Here is a 19,813-nt window from a genome sequence, read left to right as displayed (position 1 = left end):
AAACACATTAACCACTTAGCATTATTATCTGTAATATCTACTTCATCCATGTTAGTATTAGAACCATCAAACTTGGTCTGGTATCTCTAATTATTTTGGCTACCTTCACTTTAAATTTTCCACTACTTGGCATATTATAGCTCCACCCCTTATATTATAACTCACCTATTGAGATTACCTCTAAGCTTGGTTACTCCTATCTCAGAAAGACAAGTTGATACTTTTGAATGGCTGTGAACTGAAGCATTACTTAAATAACTTTGAGGCTCTAAACTCATTTGCTTTGCATCATCAACTTCTAATCTACCATCTCTGTTGTGTAATATCTGCTCTATTGATTGATTTAGCAGACCCTTATTAAATTGAGCTATAAACTTGTCAAATTTCTTCGGACTTAATTTACCAGCTTCTTCATCAGGACATGCTTTCTCTACATACAATTTTAAAATCCCTGAAATTTCATTAAATTTACCACTCATGACTTTTCTAGTAATCTCTTTCTGCATTCCCATATAATCAATATTTAATCGATGCATTGACACACCACTTTTTAATCCAGCTTGCTCTACTACTTTCTCAAATCCCTTTGTAATATTCAATGCATAGCCCTGTGCTTCTAGTGGAGATATAGACTGATCTACTGTAGAAATGTACTTCTGACCTGTAGCTTTTCTAATGAGCACGTCAAGTAACATTATTGTACCATTTACATCGATTGGTGCACTAATTTGTGAGATTGAACTTTGAGTGAATGTTTTCTCAGGTAAAGCAGCTCTAGAACCTAATAACCCACCTATAGAGCTCTTTACCCAACCAAATAAATCATTTATCCATGAAGATGGTCTTGTGCCACTACTTGCTGCTATCTCAGGTTGATTACTTGAATCTATAGCAAGAGGTTTACGTGATAAGTGATGACGACTATGATCTCCATGATGATGACGGCGTTTGCGTTGTAAAGGTTCTCCTCTTTCTTCCTTAACTTTTTCCAAATATTCTACAACATTATTATGTTTTTGCTCAATAGCAATATCTAGCGGCGTTTTGCCATCATTAGCTTTAGCATTAACTTCTGCTCCTCTGTTTACAAGATACTTTACTACATCCAAATGGCCATTCTGAGAAGCCCAATGTAATGGTGTCCAACCACTTTTATCAGTATCATTAAGGAGAGTAGACCAGTGGAACTTCCCCACCAGTCTCTCGCAAAACTGTACGTAAACCTCTCGATTTATACAGCTTCCATTATTCAGCCTTTTGGCCTAACCCTAGTGTCCAGTGATAGAAAATATCCGGAGACCTCTTTCTCACCTTTCCTAGAAATTGTCTTGCTAGTCTTCCGTGACTCCTGAGTCTCTTATATTTCCTTTTCACCCACTTTTCTAGATGCCGCTCTATATTCTTTAGAGATTTGTATACTTCAGTTCTGTAAAATTTGCCATAGTACTGATACCAGCCTCTGACTATTGGATTTACTTTTCCTGATATCTCCTCTAATGTTATATGCGTATTTCGTAGCATTTTCCATGACCTTATGGTTGTAGTAATCTTTTTCTTGGCCTTGTTGCTAATTGCTGGAAGAAATGAAACAAAATACTTCCCTATTTTATTTCTTGCTAACCTGGGTCTGAATGTGTAACCCAGAAAATTAAAACTTTGTTTAGGAAATTCACCACTCCTATTGTCATCCTTACAGTACACTATCTGTGTCTTTTCAGGATGCAATTTCAACTTATACTCAGCCAATCTTTCTTCGATCATTACTTTCACAAACTCTGCCTGTTTCTCTGTTCTGCAGTGCACTATCGCATCATCCACATACCTCTCAAATGGTACTGTCGGGTAGTTCTTTTTCATCCATATATCAAACACATGATGCATGAATATATTAGAGATGATTGGGCTAACTGAACCTCCTTGCGGAACTCCTTTATCCCTAACTACCTTACTGCCATCTGCTTGCTGAATGGGGGCTTTCATCCACCTCTCAACATACAGTATGACCCATTTGCAGTCTGTGTGCTTTTTGATAGCTTGCAATGCCAAGCCGTGGTCCAAATTGTCGAAAAATCCAGATATATCAAGATCTATCGTCCAATCGTACCTCCAGCATCTTTTACGAGCTGTATCTACCGCATCCAGTGCAGACTTATTTGGTCTATAACCATATGAATCCTCATGAAATTTTGGTTCTACCAGCGGCTCTAGATACATAGCAGCAGCCGTTTGCCCTATCCTGTCGAATACTGAAGGAACACATAAAATTCTTTGCCCTCCTGTATCTTTTGGTATCGCAACAGCTTTTACCGGCTCTGGAAAATAACTTCCGGATGACATCCTATTCCATAGTTTGTACAGATTATCTTTTAGATTTTCTTCAAACTTTGTTATCGAAACCTCATCCACACCAGCCGCACCTTTATTTTTCGATACTTGTTTATAAGCCCTACAAATAAGTTGCTTTGGTATATCAAAAGACTTTGTTTTATTCATTAACTCCTCCCTTTCGGTTGATACATAATTAAAACTGAATAACTCAGCTCCTTCGCTCCATTTCCATTACAGAAACTTCTTCACTACTACGAGCTGATCCGCCCCTGTTTTTCGCATCGGTACTCTCATCCTTAGAGTTTAGCTCCTTGGATTTCTCCCTTATCATCGAAACGACAGGTTCCCGTAGTTCCACACAATAGCCTGAAATAGATTCATGCCACCTTTATGCCGGACGCCATCTATCCAGTAAACAAGCTCCCGATAGATTTATCCCAGGTTACAAACGACCCCCTGGTTTTGACGTCATTTAAAAGGTTTCGACACTTCATCAGTGGTTCACTTTCGTTCATCTCTCTATTCCTTACATGACATATAATTATGCCTTTTCCATAACGCTCACTACCTTGGCTCTTTACCAAAGCAGCTTATGGTTGTTTGAAGCCTGCTCTTGTAAACCGGCTCCAAGGGACCTACCCTCATCTACTGTGCAGCTTTTGCACTTAGTTTGCTCTTACTTGAACATTCTTTGTGTCTCTACGGCACACCATTTGCTCCCTTGCTGAGCAAAAGCTCTATAACGGTTTCATAATTTTTTTCAGCAGCACGATGTATAGGTTTCTTACCATAAATATTTTTAGCATTAATATCAGCACCTTTTTCTATTAAAGATTTTGCAATCTCTAAATTGCCTTTTGATGCAGCCCAATGTAATGGTGTCCAACCATTTTTATCGGTAGCATTAACATTAACACCTTTTTCAATAAGACACTTTACTATATCTAAATGACCATTCCAGGAAGCATCATATATAGGGGTTCTACCATCATGATCTTTAGCCTCTAAATTAGCACCTTTCTCAATAAGATATTTAACTACATTTAAGTAACCTTTCGATGCAGCATTGTGTAAAGGAGTGTTACCATCTTTGTCTTCAGCATTAATATCAGCTCCTTGCTTAACAGAATCTTTCACTTTACTAAGATCCCCAATTTTCGTAACAGTCAACAATTCTTGATTCAATTTGGCTTGTTCTAAAATTTTTACTATACCCGCATGCCTTTCTTGTTTAGCTAAATATAAAGGTGTCTGGCCATTCACATCTACGACATCAACATTAGCACCACTGTCAAGGAGAAGCTTCACTACGTCTGATTTATCTTTATCAATAGCAAAATACAAAGGTGTTTGACGATACATATCTATAGCATCAACATTAGCGCCATTACCCAGAAGAAGCTTCATTATATTTAATCCGCTTACTTCAGCAGCAAGATGCAAAGGTTTACGATTATAGCTGTCCTCAGACTCAACTTTAGCACCTTTATTAAGAAGAAATTGAACCATACCCAAATCATTTTTTTGAACCGCAAAATGCAAAGGTGTTCCTTGATACGTTATTTCATTATTAAACTTAGCACCACGAACTATAAGGAATTTTACTATATCCCATTTACTTCCTTTAGCAGCATAGAGTATAGGCGTCCAGCCATGATTATTGTCATCCGTAGCGTCATGAATATCTATAGCATCTAAGTTAGCACCTCGACTTACAAGATCTTGAACTTTATTAAGACTACCATCTTGTACTGCAGTAAACAATTGCTTATCTAGACTTAATTGTGTTTGTTGTAAGTATTCTACAACATTATCATGTCCCTTATCTCTAGCAATATCTAGCGGCATTTTACCATTCCTATCTTTAGTATTGATATTGGCTCCCTTACCTACAAGGTATTCTATTATATCAAGATGGCCATTCCAAGAAGCCCAGTGCAGAGGCATCCAGCCGTCTTTGTCAACCTCATTAACACTTACTCCTTTATTAAGAAGAAGTTCTATAATATTTTTATTATCGTGCTCAGCAGCAATGTGTATAGGCTCTCTGCCATAAACATTTTGAGGATTAATATTAGCCCCTTTGTCAACGAGAAACTTTGCAACTTCTAAACAGCCTTTCGACGCTGTATAATGTAGCGGTGTCCAACCATAGTTACTGGTATCATCAACGCTTACCCCCTTACCGAGAAGGAACTCTATAATATCTTTGTAATTTTTTTCAGCAGCAATGTGTATAGGTTTCCTACCAAAAATGCCCACTTCTATAGCATTAACACTAGCACCCTGACTAACAAATTTCCTGACTTCAGGAAGATCTCCATTTTCTATAGCAGTCAATAATTTTTTGTCTAATTGTGTTTGTTTTAAAAACCCTACTATATCTGTGTAATTACCTTGAATAGCTAAGTCTAAGGGTGTTTTTCCATCTTTATTTTTAGCTTCAATGTTAGCCCCTCGACTTGAAAGTACTTTAACTATATCAAGCCTGTCTTTGAAAACTGCATAATGTAAAGGTGTCCAGTCATCTTTCGTTTTAGCTTCAATATTAACACCTTTATTAAGAAGAAACTCAATTATTTCAGGTGTAGCACTATTATGCTGAATAGCCACATGCAAAGGCGTTAAACCATCATTAGTTTTAGCTTCAAGGCTAGCCCCTTTATCTATAAGAAGCTCAATTATTTTCAATTGACCATAAGCATTTGCTATATGTAAAGGTGTTTCACCAACGTTAGTTCTAGCCTCAATATCAGCATTTCGATTTAAAATTGCCCTAGATATATCAAGCTTATTATCATTGTCGGCAGCACAGTGCAAAGGTGTCCAATTACGTCTATCTCTAATATTAACATCTGCACCCATACTAAGAAGATTATCAACTTCACTAAGATTATTTTGTCTCACAGCATTAAACAGCTGCTCTGTCGATAGAACTGCTTTTTCTTTATTAAGCTCCACTATAACATCTTCTGAATTACAAGTAGAAGCTATACATTTTGAGTTAGAAACCATTGTATCATTGAAAGCAAACATCATTTCTCTTGCTGGTTGATAAGTATTCCAGTTCTCTACTTTTACAAGAGTGTTATTTTTATGTGATAGCAATAAGGTATCATTCATAACTTTCATATCGCAATCTAATATAGACTTATCTTTCAAATCAACTAAACCAATATCATTCTTGTTAATAGGTTGATTATGATAAATCTGTAACCCTTGCTCATCTGGTTGGTAATATCTGAAAGAACTAAATTCATCAGCTCTTTCTCCAAATTCTTCTGGTTCTATAATTCTATTGTTCAGTCCTACAGATAAATCCCAGTTTTTATGAACAGAAGAATAGTAATCCGATATTGATAATGCCCCTCTATCTGATAACAACAGCAAATCATTATTTAGTTTCAAAAAAAGCACTTTATCTGAGTCAAATACAAAACAATTATGATGATTTAAAAGGTCAGTACCATTAACACTAAATCTTCCATCTATTTTCAAGCTATGAGAGCAATAATCTCGCTCTAATTCTCCATTCTGAAGTTTGTAATATTCTTGCCCATCAAATGTAACTGTGACATCTTTATAATCTGGTAGCAAGGTTACATTTAGGCCATTTTTATTAATCTTTATTTCTCCTTTATTATTTTCTATAAATGGTATATCATCTAATGTACAATTTAATTGGCTAAAATCCAATATACCATTTGCTTGAGCAATTGTAATATTAGCGTTTCTATTATCGAAAAGATAAAGATGACTTATATTGCTTGGAGCTTCCCAGTAAAAATTATGATGTTCTTTATCAGGATAAAAAATATGATTACTGGAACTACCTATAGTGCTATGATAATTGGCACTTGATAATTGCTTTGTAATATTAAAGTTTGAATTATCTATCTTCCGTAAATTATCCAACTCATCATCTAACACAACATCACCACTTATGCTTTTTGTCACATGCAAGTTTGTTACTACGCCAGTCTTATCATCTACTTTTGTTGGTGTTACAAATAAACCATCTGCTGTTTTTACCAATGTTTGTTTATCTACACTTATAAAAGCTCTACTTTTATTATAGATGGTTGTTATATTGTTAATGTGTGTTATGTTACCTATATCATTAAAATTTATCGGTAATAATACTAAACCTTTTCCATGAATGGAATCACCAAAATAACCCTTTATTGTAGTAAAGTTTTTTGCTGTTATTACATCATTTCCACCCTTACCATCTACATAATCCGCATGAGAAACTTCTATATGATTAGCTTTATCACTGCCAATAATAGAATATATATTCTCTGAATCTGTAAAATTACCTCGCGTTACAACTATATTATTTTGTCCAATAGAAGATCCACCTAAATTACATACAAAATTATCTTTTGCTATGTAGAAGAAATTTGTTCCTTGTTTATGAACATCACAATTACTTAACTGATTTGTAAAATAATACCTATTCTGTGCACTAGATCCTTGATTATCGATTCCATAACTATTAAGTAGTATATTATTACCATTAAAAATAACATCGATGGTATAGTTAGAAGTTACATCTATAAAAGTATTTTGAGATGTAATATAATATATATGCCCATATCCACGGGAACTTTTTCTCTCATATATAATTATGTTACTACAGGCAGACGGGAAATTCTTGAAAAAAAATTTTGTTTTTGTTGTTGTTACTGTTCTGGTGTAACTAGCACTATACTCTTCACCTTTTGTTGTTCGATTATATACTTTGAACGATATATCATTACTAATAGGCCCACAAACCACATTATACTCATCTATAATAGGAACTAACCTTGAGACAGTACCATCAAGTTGCAAAGGATACTTAATGTGTGTTTGGATACTAGAATCTAAAGTCATACTATATGATTCGGAACCATCTCTACATTCATTCTTGTAATAGCCGCCTGAAGCAATTTTGTTTCCAACTCGCCTAAGATGACAAGCATTATATACTCCCTTGGATTCCAGTATTGTAGGTAATGTCATAGCTATTCTATCATACCTATCTCTAAATTTATTTATAACATTTGATATATACTGTTTATAAATGTTTTCTGCTTCTATATCATTTTCTATATAATCTGGTACCTTTTTACCAAGAAAGAAATCCCAATAAAAGTCATGCTTTTCCTGATCTGTAAGATTTATGTGCTCTTCTAGTTTTTCTACCTCAAGCTTTGCTTCTGCAAATTGTGATATGATAATAGCAGCAACTGAGATACCAGCACCAACTGGACCAGCAAATTCTCCTATTACCCCGGTTTCTAAACCTGCTACTGACATTGTTTCAGTAACAACTGCAGGTACATCTGCAGATATAAAGATGGAGTTAGTTGCTATGTTTAAGTCAGCAATCTTTATATCTACAGGATCTATTGCATTCTGCCTTGCTTTTATTGACTCTGCTAGCCCTAAAAATGCTGCAAAGTTACCTATAGCACGTCCCATAACTGGGGCAAATCCTTTTAACATCTGAGAATCAAGCTTTGTTCCTAACTCTAATATTTTTCCAGAGATCTTTTCACCAATCTTTGGCATTACCCAGAGATTTAATGCATCATAACCTAGCCCTTCTACATCTCCATTTGCTATATGTTTACCAACTAAAAATACCGTAAAGGCAAGACCTGCACCTTCTGCTACTTTCCCTATTTTTTCTGCTACTCCAGACCTTCTCAGGATATTTTTCATTTCTTCTTTATTTTCTATGTTGTCCTTCATCTCCTTCACAATATCCCTAATCTCTGGATCTATTGAACTTAGATCTATATTTTTAACTTTTGCGATAAATGCTTCTTCAACATTTTGGTCTATAGTTTCACCTCTAGATATTCGCTCAGAAACCTTGAAAAGCTGATCATAAAACTCAATATTCTTTACTCTTTCTGCTACCTTGTCAGCATTAAACAACTCTTTGATACGTTGTTCTTTTTCCTCTTCTGTAATCTCTTCTTCATCAAACGAATCCTTGCAGGCCATATTTACACTTCTTTCTCTTCTTGGTTTTTTACTTGGTGGATACTCTGGTGATGAAGGTTCTCTTTTTTCTCCTTTAGAACACTGCCCTACAGTAGGTAACATATGAACTGAACTATGAACTACACCAATAGGAATAAATCCTTCCTTAGCTGTCCTACTTGTTAAAATAAGTTTATTTGGATTATTAGATCCTTTATCGAAAACAACACCGATAAATTTCACCTCATCACCATCTGTGAGTGTTTTATAGGTAACGCCCTCTTTATACTCTTCATTTATTTGATCATTTGCTTCCCTCAATAAAGCTTTAGCTCCTTTGCCCTGCCTTGATGTCTTAAGTTCTAATCCTATTGGAGTGTACTCCTCAGCATTTCCACCTTGAGCTACAAACTTAATACCATGAACTAGCATATCAATGCGTTCCCCTCTACCAGTTTGAAACTCAGTTAAAACTAATGCTCTAGTTTCTGGTGATTCTTGTAATTTTAGGTCGCTATAATAACTAAATACTCCATTCAATATTCCCTGGAAATGAGCTTCTTTATTAACGAGGCTCTTAAAAGGGAATATTCCTTCTCCAATTTTTTCTAATAATCTACTATATCCTCCTATTGATAAAGATTGAATATCTAATGCTCTATCGAATGTTTCTTTTAACTCATTAGGATAAGGAACTTCTTTGAAAGTACCTTGAAATCTATTATCTCCGTTGTTGTACTCTTGTAAAGAATTGTATTTTTCAGCCCAAATAGTAAGATATCTTTTAAAATCTGACTTGTATCTAGTGTCAAAATTAAGATTTAATTCAACTATTTCCCTATTCCCTATTTCTCTATTTAATCTATCAAGAGGGAGCACTTCATTTAGCATGTTCAGAACATCTTTTCTGTTAGCTTCAATAATATTTATCACATAAACCAATTTCTCTGTATTTTCTGGAATAAGCACCATTGTTACAACTGCATGGCTTGCATCAAGATTAGCCGATAGTCTTTCTCTGGCTCTTTCAGCTGCTGGACGTCTAAGCCTACGAAGATTAGGATGCACTTCAGTAGGTATATTGCCTCCATAGATAAAAATGTATTTTTTTAAACTTGTTCCTGAATCTTCACTTAATAATAACAATTGCCCTAGTAAAAACCTACTAAAATAATGATTATCTCCCTTTTCCGGTGTACCAGGAAACGTGTGATAGATACGTTCCATATTATTTTTTATTCGTTTTTTTAGCGCATTTGTGTAGATTTCTTGCGTATCCCAATCATCAGCAGACTTTAATATATCTTGAAAAAGAGGAATTACTCTCCCCTCACGGCTCGACCCTCCGATATTAGAAATAGGAGATGAACTATCAAGATTGACACCAACACATAAAATTTCGTCCGCAGTGGTTAAAACCCGCATAACATTTGGTTGGAAGCCTTGTGCATACCTCTCTGCTTGTTGCAAAGCCTTATCTGGAGTGGCATTAGGACCTGCCCCTGCTTTTAATTCAATAATAATGGGAATAGAGTTTAATGCACGATCAGGACCACGAGCTAGCAGGATAATATCTGCATAACCCCTTCCTGCAAATTGCTCTGGATAAACTCTAAGATTATACCTATAGTGGAAATTCATGAAAACGCCTACCATAAATCCATGATGTGCTGCTTCACGTGCACTATTATCATAGACTACTGATTCTACATATTCAGAATGAACGTTATTAATTTTTTCAAGAACTTTTTTTAAAGACCTGCTAACTGTTTGCGCATCAGAATCAGATAGCTTCGCTATATCACCTTCGGGATTATTCCATATTCCTTTCTCTACTTCATGAAATTCTTTACCAGCAGGGGAATCAAGTATCTCTTTAACTTCCATATTAACAAAAATTCCATCCTTTCCTTTGTAGATCTGTACTAATCTGGATTTTATTCTATCTTGAATTTCATTCTTAATATTTTGCTCAACGTTCCGATCTCTAATCTTACTCCTATCTATATTATTTCTTAATATGCTCTCCAACTCATTAACAGTAAACTGATGGCCACGCTTACCTTCTGAAATGGAAAATAAATCTATATTATTAATAGCGTCTTCAGCATTTCCAATTTGACCATTTTTGACAATAGCTACTTTTAAAGTTTTCGAGGTATCAAAACTAAAATAAATCTTTTTAATATTTAACTTTTCTGCAATCCCTGTATCCAGCAAAGTAGAAAAGCTCCCTAAGAAGAAGTGCGTAAAAAATCCTGCTTTTTCTACAGAGTGTAAATAAGATGGAACCTGATCCACAAATGACTGAAATCTCGGTTCAAAAGATTTAAAGTCCTCATCTTGCCGGCTTATACCAACTCCTTTACCTGCTTCCTCTATTAATAACTGTATTAATTCAAAATCTTGTGGTCTTCCTTTACCCATGACTTTTTTTAAACCTTTCGCAAGCTCTACATCATTATCAACATTACCTCTCTCAAGACCAAAGTTATAATGATTTCGTTTACCTGGTGCGCCAACATGAAATAACTGTATTTGAGTATTTCCATTTTCATATCGACTTTCAGTTGCACCAGAAACACTAATCCTTGCTCTGAGCATTTCACTCATTGCTTTTATTTCAGGTTCACCTCCCCAAGCATTAGGTTTCCGCATGTTCTCTAAGTAATTATCAAAATTACCTTCAACAAAATCTCTGAACTCATTTTCATGATCACGTATATAATCAACTACTCGGTTGCGAAACACATTTCTTACTAAGTTTGCAAATGTATCATCATAATTGGCAGTACTTAAATTCCTTACCAAATTCCTAATAAGATCTAAATTTTGAATTACAGCTCCTTCATTTCCAAATAGTACTTCATACCTTTGTCGAAATAAATCATCGTCGTTTCTGACAGGTATTAAGTAAGCCATAGTAACAGACCAAAACAAGCAACTACCATCTCCTGGAACATCGATTCTCTTAACCTGACTTCCACTTTCGGAATCAACATCAGATCTACGATAACGCTTAAGTTGAGAAAATTCTTTAGCTTGCTCTATATATTGTATTTTACCCGATGATTCGGTAATTTTTGAATTAATGCCTCCTTTTTTTAGATGATCTATTGGATACTGTATCTTGAACATAAAACCCCCTTCATTATATTAAACTCACTATATCAAGCCTAATTAATATAAGCTGTTTTTATCTATATACTAATTTATATATAATATGTGTATTATAATGCAATATCTTTTTGACGAAAACTAAACAAGCTAAAGTAGTAACAAGAAACCACCACCTGTTTTATAGAATTGCCTCATAATACCTCTTAATTACCCAACCCTAATTGCTCACATGCTTTACTTAATTTAACCTCAGTTAAGCTAGTAAGCTCTTCAGCTGTAGACTTACCGTATGATAAAAATTTATTTAATGAATCAATATCTCTTTTCTCTAATACAGATCGTATATACTCCGCTTGTCTAGAATCCATAAATTCTTTGATTTGATCAGGATTAGCCTTATCTAATATTGCCCATACCGGTTCCATGTAACTTTGATTTACCCAAGGTACTAATAAACTTGTAACAAGAAAGCAAGATCTATTAGAAACTTCTTCCTTCAGCACATAAGTACGATGGCTATCAAATCCCTCCTTTCTCCACATATGCATAAAAAGCTTTGCACCTTCACCAGCATAATATGAGCTGTTCTCTGTTTTTATATAGTGTAGCCAGACAAGATATTTATCTTCTGAAACATTACTTGGTTTCAAATAGTCAAACAATGCTTGAAATTGATCAAAGCGAAGTGCACCCTGTAGCGTGTTTAGACTACCATAATAACCATTTTCAGCTAAATCTCTTTTTAGAAGTTCTGTATATTTATCAGGATTTATTTGACTAAAACAAAATTCGAATATTTCAGGATAACTATTACAACGACTACCTGCTGCATACACTGCTGTCTTCATGAAGATCTCATCCTTTTTCTGTGAGCCCATTTCATCTTCAGGTAATGACTTTATTTTATTCCAGAAGAATTCTACTGCTTCCGCTTGTTTCAAATCTATAGCACATTTAAGTCCATATTCATATGGATGACGACCATCTAGATTTAGTTTAGAGATGTAACCGCTAACAAAATGTGACCAAAAACCTGTTAAAAGGTCGCTTGTTAAAGATTTAACTAAGTGACCATACTCCAACAGACTACTTTTACCTTGAGCTGATAATCTTTTTTTTCTTTCCTCAAATAAAGCAATAATATCTTCCTCTAAGCAGCACCTACAGGCAATTTCATAGCTAGGGTTACTAAAGGGACTGCCTGGCATTATCAGCTTTTTACCTATCACCTGCCTATCAAGTTTAACTTTATGTAAATTGTCTACTTTCTTCCAACAATCCTCATTAGATAGCACTTGTGAAAGAAAATTGTGCCTCTTTTTACCACCCCTTTTGTGCAAGTCCCAATTTGCATAACACCAGCGCTCAATTTGAAAAAGCTTAGATGCTCTATAGGGATCATCCTCTTTAATAGACGAAAACAAAACTTTTGGAATATCTGAACGCAGCATAATTACCCCTCTATGAATGGAAAAACATGGAAACTGTTACGTCTAACATACACTATAGTAACTTGATACCATTTCGAGTAAGATATCCCTTTTCTAAGTTTTGTCAATCCTCAATTTGAAAAATTTTTTTAGACTTGAATAACTCTCAACAAAAGCCTCTTAATATGAGAGATACATGACGTTTTGTTTATTTTAAATTCTGTTTTTTATAAGTCTACCTTAGTTATTATTCTAAAATAAACTAGTATTAATTTAGCAGAATGTATTATTAAGATCTTAAGTAAGATAACCATTTCCAGAACTCAAAACCAGCTAATGAGAGAAGAGTTTGTTTTGGGATGGGTTGGTCTACCACGTGATCCGTACGAACTTTTCTATATAACGATTTTACTATACCGCAAAACTAGCTATACCAGCCTACTTCAACCACATTTACATACGAACTGATTTGCCTAAACTTATGGAAATAATTTAAATCTTCTATTTTTGTAACTTTATTTTTACGCGGCTTGTTCTCACAAATATACGACCTTTTTTGCAATCTTAGGAAGAGTCAATAATTCAATTCTTTATAACACTAGCTAGCATGGTATCTTCACTAAAATATTTTTTGAAAAAGTTAGTTGACTTATAAATAATTCTCTACTAATACTGGCATGTGTTTGTTTATTCTGCTGAAGTTGCTCCGTACAAGTTTGTTGTAAAAAAACTTCAGCAGTTTCCGTACTCCTTTAAAGCATCATATTCCTATAATAGTAATATTAAATATAGCTGGTGTTCTCAATTTTTTTGATCTATAGTAAAACTGGCTAAAACTTCCAGTAATAAACAACTTTTAACCTAGTAGTAGTACTCACCATAAAAACTTAACAAAAATATGAGTAGTAAAAATATTATGTTGAAATTAGCTTGACCAATATTATATATTATACATAATACATCCTATATTTAGAATTAGGGGGTAGCTGTGGTTGAGACTAAAGAATTTGTAGAACATATTATAAAACTTACCAATCGGCAAAGTGATCAAACAAATGAGCAGGAACCGAAATGGAAACCAAGCACTGGGCAAAGATGGCCAAGCACAGATGACCAGGAATTAGAAATAACTCAATTACCAACAAGTAGTAAAGATGACTACTACGAACTCATTAAACAAAGTTTATTTTGGATTAATATGAACTTAATGGATAATACAAGTAATTGGAGCTTATTAGAAAAAGAATGGGTTATTAAAGCGCATAGATCAGAATTAACAAAGAATCAGGAGAAGTTAATTCAAAAGTTATTTCATATTATTAATAGTCGTGATACTTCAACACTCCAACAATTTTTACAGAAAACTAAGAGTAATCCAGATCTAAAAACTGTTCTCGATCTTAAAGTAGGGGCGTCAGAGTTAACATTGTTACATATACTTCCAACAATCCTAAATTCATTTGATAGTTGTACTTTAGTGGATTGTCTCTTAAAAGCAGGAGCTGAACCAAATATACAAGATTATAAGGGAAAAACACCTCTACATTACTATGCTGCTACTTATCCTGTTGAAAAGAAATATGTGGATTCTCTTGTAAGCTATGGAGCTGATTTGAATATAAAGGATAATAATGGAAAAACTCCTCTACAAATTGCAATTGATAAAGGTACTTTGGATGTTGCAGAGTGCTTCTTTAATTTAGAGCAAAAGAAATTGTATGAAGAATTAAACAAGCTAATTGAAGGTACATCTAAACTTGAGAATGGTTCTTCCAAATATAACGTTCAAGGTGTTGAGGACCTGAAAAAGTTCTTAGATAAAAATAAAAACAATGAAGATTTAAAGATGATTTTGAGTATTAGGGATGAAGAAAATAATTTAGAAATACTTAAAGATTATATGTATACTGAAGTGATAAATTTACTCTCGGCAACTCAATCACAATTAATGGTAACTGAGCAAGAGACAGAGGAAACTTATGTACCACATCAATGTTTATTGGACATTTGTTTAACAGATCAACTAAGGCAACTAAATCAGTTTGTAAGTGAAATACCAAAAGCTGCAAACATAGCTGAATTACAGAAAGTTGTCGATAAGGCTATCATGTCTGGAGTGGGATTGAATCTTACTAAAGATGGAGGTCAGTGTTTCACAGATTACATACTAGAAAGAATTGACCAACTAGAAAAAAACCATGAAGTTGCTAGCAATATAGTATGTACATTAATATCAAAAGGAGCAAGGTTAAGTGACTGGAATAGTTTAAACGTTATTGATGAAATAGAACTGGAGTTTAAAGAGCACAAAGCTAATATGATAAAAGCTCATGAACAGTGTGTTGATCGTACTCATAAATTTCTGAAAATCGCAAAAAATGCGACCAACGGCAAGTTAAATTGTGCAAAAATGGATAACGCTACTTTTTACTTAGAATATTCAGAAGACAGTATAATAGATGTTGCGCAGATTACAGATGGAACAAGGGATTTAGGACTAACCCATGGAGATGTAAAGTGTGGAAGAAATATAGTAAAGATCGGCAATAGTGAAGTAGAAATTAAAACTGAAGATGGCAAAAGGAATTACACAGACCTTACAGAAGGCAGCGGTATAGTATTAACTTTTTATACTAGTTTAGGAGAATTAGAAGTTAGATTATATCCTGATGAGAACAATAAAAAATTGATAAGAGTAGAAGTGAGCGATGAAGATCTATTTGAAGAAATAGCAAGTCATGAAGAAATAGGGCAAAATTGCTTATTGGGAGGTTTATCGGTTATTGAAGCTATAGATCAAGGTGTTTTTGCTAGATCTGGTGGATTAATGCGTCCTGAAGTAATAAGCGAGTCTAACAACAAATGGACAGGACGTGAAGAGTTAAGAAGAACTTCTGATTCTAGGGGGAGAAGTTTCTAGGTAGATTAATTTGCCATAAAGGTTAAAGATTATTATTTAAATATAAACTACTATAATTTATAGATTTTGGATCATTTTCTACCATTGTTGCATCCAGTATGCTAAAATCTTCATTATTTATATTGATATTTTCACATAATTGATTCTGTAACATTGACTTATAGCTCTTTTCACAATAATCCAAATAAATCATAATATGCTACTGGCCTACTATAGCCATAAACACATATCTTACCCTGTTCGGACTACTATAAGAAAAGCTATACTTTTCTATATCAATTTCAGCATCTTTTTGTGTGGCCCTTTGTAGTAGCTCCTTTTGTAATAACCTTTTTTAATTTTCTGGCACATACTTTTTTCAACGTTTTTTCATATTGTTACTTTTATAAACGTTACATTGCTAATCCATAAAACTTTTCTATTTGCTCACTCCATAACATCGGTATTTCTTTTAAATCCACTAACCTTAAACTCCTTGGCTGCCTCCCATTTACTATATCTTCTTTAATTTTTGGTGCTAAATAATTTAATCTTAAAATTTGTTGTATTCGTCTTGTACCTATATTAATTTTAATGCTCAGCTCCTTCACACTCCCATATTTTCCTTCCTCTAGTTGACGTTTCCAGGAATGGGCTCTCACCACTGCTTTCAGTAGCGCATTATTTGTTTTTCCTTCTGGCTCTACTACTGTACATTTATTTCCTTTCTTTTTTATTGGTGTAAATTCCACCTTATCCTCTAAACTCACCTCTATTCCATCTTCTTTTATCATTACTCCTTTTATTAACTTTTTCACTACTTCTTTCTGTTCTCTGAAACTTAAATTTTTCCATTCTTCTCCCCATTTTTCATATAGCTGCTCTGTCTTTCTCATTACTTCTTTTTCCACCTCTCCCGCTACTATAGTTCTGTTTATTGATTCACAACCTTTTCCCCTTAAATGGTTATTGCACACGTAATATCGGTACCTTTTATTTTCTTTTTTTGCATACGTTAGTGTCATATTTACACCACAGCTCTTGCACTTAATTATTCCCCTAAGCAATGCTTCCTCATATTTTTCTTTTCTATATGGTTGATTCTTTATCAATTCCTGCGCTTTTTGCCATTTTTCCTCTTTTATTATTGCTTCATGCTTTCCCTCATACTGTTTGTCATAATGTCTTATCTTTCCCACATATATTGGATTTGTTATTATTCTTCTCACCGTTGCTTTTTTAAAGATATCTGATTTTGTTCTGTAACCTTGGCTATTTAACTCTCTCGCCAACTCTGCCATTGACTTCAGCTCCATATACCTCTCAAATATATGCTTTACCAACTTTGCTTCTTTCTCATTTATTATTAATTCTTTATCCTTTACATCATATCCAAGCGGTAAAGTTCCACCCATCCATAACCCCTGCTCCTTTGATGTTGCTATTTTATTTTTTACTCTTTCTACAATCATTTCTCTTTCTAGTTGTGCTGCTCCTGATAACACTGTTTGTACGAACTTTCCCATTGGCGTATTATTGTCAAATATCTGCGTTACTGCTATAAAATTTACTCGGTGCCTTCTAAAAAATGATGTTACTTCAATGCTATCTTTTGTTTCTCTCGAGAGCCTATCTAGCGTATATACTACTACACAATCTACTTCTCCTGCCTTTACATCTTCAAATAATTCCTTTATTGCTGGTCTTTCTAAATTTTTCCCTGAAAATCCTCCATCATCGTACCTTTTTGCCAATGCTACCCAGCCTTCTCTGCTCTTTATGTACTTTTCACATGCTACTCGCTGCGCATCAAGACTATTAAACTTTTGTTCTAGACCGTCTTCATTTGACTTCCTCGTATATATTGCGCATCTCACCTCTTTCAGCATTTTCTCCTCTTCAGCTCCCATTTTTATCACGCATTCCAAATAATAAAGGTCCGTTGTAACTCATTCCCATTATTCTTCCGGCTACTGCTGACAATGACGTGAAAAATTCTTCTCGGTAGATTAAACCCTTATCTGTTACCCTTACCGCGTGAGTCTCTTCTCCTCTCTCTAGTATCAATTCTGTCCCTTCTACTGGTAATTTATCGCTACTTATTCTTTTTCCCTTCTCTAGTCGATCTGCTAAATAATCTAGTCTTTTTGACCCTTTTCTTGACATTTCTCCATATGCTTCCTCCTGTATTCTATATGCTAATCTCGGTATCAGGTATTTCTTTGAGTATCTAGGCGCTTCTTCTCCATATACCTTCTTCCAAACTCTCCTTAGCTCTTCTAAGAACCTGTACATGATCTCAAGAAAGGAATAAACTAAGAGATAATGTATATAAGTTAGGATATATGAGGAGTTTATACCCAAGTAATATAAGTCGGGAAAGATTTGAGATTATATTACCAGATCTAGAGTCCTGTAGAAAAAAAACAAAACCAAGAAAACTTGATTTGTATGATGTATTTTGTGGAGTGTTATACGTTCTGAAAAGCGTTTGTCAGTGGAGAATGCTACCAAAAGAGTTTCCAAAATGGCGCAATTGTTACGACTATTTTAAGAAGTGGAGTGAAAAACCAGATGCAAATAAAGAAAGTGTTCTGGAGCTGGTGTTAAAAAAAAATAGTTGGCGTAGTCCGACAAAACAATGGTCGGAAAGAAAAAACCAGCTTCTGCATAATTGATGCACAGAGTGTAAAAAATGCAGATACTGCTGAAGAAAAAGGCTACGATGCAGGCAAAAAGATTTCAGGAATAAAACGCCATATTGCAGTAGATACGCAAGGTTTGCCACATGCAATTTATGTAACAACAGCAGAGATAACTGACCGTAGCAGTGCTGTGAGAATGGTAGAAAATGCAAAAGAAAACCTCTCGGGAGTTAAAAATGTACTGGTTGATGCAGGCTATACGGGAGAGAATTTTGCAACACAAATAAAAGCAACTATTGGTGCAACTGTTGAGGTAATAAAACGCAGTGAATTACATACCTTTGCTGTATTGCCAAAAAGATGGGTTGTAGAGCGTTCTTTTGCTTGGTTGGAAAAATGTAGACGGTTATGGAAAAATTGCGAGCGTAAACTCAACACCAGCTTGCAAATGGTAGTTCTTGCTTTCACTGCTTTGTTCCTCAAAAGATTATGAACAGGTTCTAAGGAAATAGAAAAGTTAGAAGGAGAAAAGTTTCGACGTTTAACAGGGGTAAAAAAAGCAACATTTGAGCGAATGGTAGAAATTCTAGAAGTGGAGGATAAAAGAAAAAAAGCTAGAAGTGGAAGAAAAAGTAAACTTTGCATAGAAGACAGGCTACTTATGGCACTGGAATATATAAGAGAATATCGTACATATTTTCATATTGGGCAAAGCTATGGCATGAGTGAAAGTAACAGTTTTAAAATAATAAGATAGGTAGAAGACATATTAATAAAACATCCAGATTTTGCATTACCAGGAAAAAAAGAGCTATTAAAGAGTGATGTAGAATATGAAGTTTTAGTAATAGACGGAACTGAAACGCCAGTAGAGAGACCAAAAAAAAGCAAAAGCCCTTCTACTCTGGAAAGAAAAAAAGGCATACTATAAAAACACAAATAGTAACAGAGAAGAAGAGTAAAAAAGTCATATGCACATCTTTCTCGAATGGTAGAAAACACGATTTTCGGATGTTTAGAGAATCAAAGGTAGCAATATTACCGGACACCAAAATCTTAGCTGATGCCGGCTACAGGGGAATGCAGAAGATACACAAAAATGTTGTATTACCGCACAGGAAAATGAAAAAGAATCCGTTAAGCAAAGAACAAAAAAAAGAGAACAGGGCACTTATGAGCCAAAGGGCAATTGTTGAAAACGTAATTGGCTTATTGAAAAGGTTTAAAATCATCTCGGACAGGTATAGAAACCGACGAAAACGTTTTGGTTTAAGGTTTAATTTGATTGCTGCAATTCACAATTTTGAGCTCCATACATGAATTTTGAAAGAAGTCTAATGTCTGCTAATCCAGGTTCATATAAGGGAATTTTTCCTGATTTCAAAAGTTCTTAGTATTTATGTCAAACGCTT

General features: G+C 34.4%; 10 protein-coding genes and 1 pseudogene. 3 read left to right on the top strand and 8 right to left on the bottom strand.

Going from position 1 to position 19,813, the window contains the following annotated elements:
* Positions 1–161: 161 nt before the first annotated feature.
* The 5 genes from AABM58_RS05505 to AABM58_RS05485 form a co-directional block, all read right to left on the bottom strand.
* Complete coding sequence (locus tag AABM58_RS05505; protein WP_338406616.1) at positions 162–1,196, bottom strand: ankyrin repeat domain-containing protein; 1,035 nt, start codon at positions 1,194–1,196, stop codon at positions 162–164.
* 49 nt (positions 1,197–1,245) lie between these two features.
* The gene (ltrA, locus tag AABM58_RS05500; RefSeq protein WP_338405985.1) at positions 1,246–2,493 is read right to left on the bottom strand and encodes a group II intron reverse transcriptase/maturase; all 1,248 of its coding nucleotides are present in this window, start codon (positions 2,491–2,493) and stop codon (positions 1,246–1,248) included.
* A 43-nt stretch (positions 2,494–2,536) separates the two neighbouring features.
* Positions 2,537–2,659 carry a hypothetical protein gene (locus tag AABM58_RS05495; RefSeq protein ID WP_338405986.1) on the bottom strand — a complete coding sequence of 41 codons (123 nt, stop codon included), beginning with the start codon at positions 2,657–2,659 and terminating at the stop codon, positions 2,537–2,539.
* A 368-nt stretch (positions 2,660–3,027) separates the two neighbouring features.
* The gene (locus AABM58_RS05490) at positions 3,028–11,445 is read right to left on the bottom strand and encodes an ankyrin repeat domain-containing protein (protein WP_338406615.1); all 8,418 of its coding nucleotides are present in this window, start codon (positions 11,443–11,445) and stop codon (positions 3,028–3,030) included.
* A gap of 185 nt (positions 11,446–11,630) precedes the next feature.
* Positions 11,631–12,878: a hypothetical protein gene (locus AABM58_RS05485; RefSeq protein WP_262986536.1), complete on the bottom strand. Its 1,248-nt coding sequence runs from the start codon at positions 12,876–12,878 to the stop codon at positions 11,631–11,633.
* 967 nt (positions 12,879–13,845) lie between these two features.
* Between AABM58_RS05485 and AABM58_RS05480 the strand changes: the two genes are divergently transcribed.
* Positions 13,846–15,777 carry an ankyrin repeat domain-containing protein gene (locus tag AABM58_RS05480; protein ID WP_338406614.1) on the top strand — a complete coding sequence of 644 codons (1,932 nt, stop codon included), beginning with the start codon at positions 13,846–13,848 and terminating at the stop codon, positions 15,775–15,777.
* 22 nt (positions 15,778–15,799) lie between these two features.
* Here AABM58_RS05480 and AABM58_RS05475 read toward each other — a convergent pair whose 3' ends face one another.
* The 3 genes from AABM58_RS05475 to AABM58_RS05465 form a co-directional block, all read right to left on the bottom strand.
* Positions 15,800–15,970, bottom strand: a complete 171-nt coding sequence (locus AABM58_RS05475) for a hypothetical protein (RefSeq protein ID WP_338406613.1) — start codon at positions 15,968–15,970, stop codon at positions 15,800–15,802.
* 199 nt (positions 15,971–16,169) lie between these two features.
* Complete coding sequence (locus AABM58_RS05470; RefSeq protein ID WP_338406612.1) at positions 16,170–17,645, bottom strand: recombinase family protein; 1,476 nt, start codon at positions 17,643–17,645, stop codon at positions 16,170–16,172.
* Between the two features lie 10 nt (positions 17,646–17,655).
* Positions 17,656–18,051, bottom strand: a complete 396-nt coding sequence (locus AABM58_RS05465; protein ID WP_338406611.1) for a DUF2924 domain-containing protein — start codon at positions 18,049–18,051, stop codon at positions 17,656–17,658.
* 50 nt (positions 18,052–18,101) lie between these two features.
* On the opposite strand from AABM58_RS05465, the gene AABM58_RS05460 reads away from it, so the two are divergent.
* Positions 18,102–18,894, top strand: a protein-coding gene (locus AABM58_RS05460) for an IS5 family transposase (RefSeq protein ID WP_338405927.1) whose coding sequence is annotated in 2 segments (ribosomal slippage) — positions 18,102–18,365 and positions 18,367–18,894 — 792 coding nt in all. Because the reading frame shifts where the segments join, the coding sequence is not laid out codon by codon here.
* 15 nt (positions 18,895–18,909) lie between these two features.
* Positions 18,910–19,721 (top strand): annotated as a pseudogene (locus tag AABM58_RS05455) (IS5 family transposase).
* Positions 19,722–19,813 lie beyond the last annotated feature (92 nt).

This window comes from Wolbachia endosymbiont (group A) of Longitarsus flavicornis (genome assembly GCF_963931955.1).
Classification (GTDB): domain Bacteria; phylum Pseudomonadota; class Alphaproteobacteria; order Rickettsiales; family Anaplasmataceae; genus Wolbachia.
This window is presented reverse-complemented; position numbering and strand designations above follow the sequence as displayed.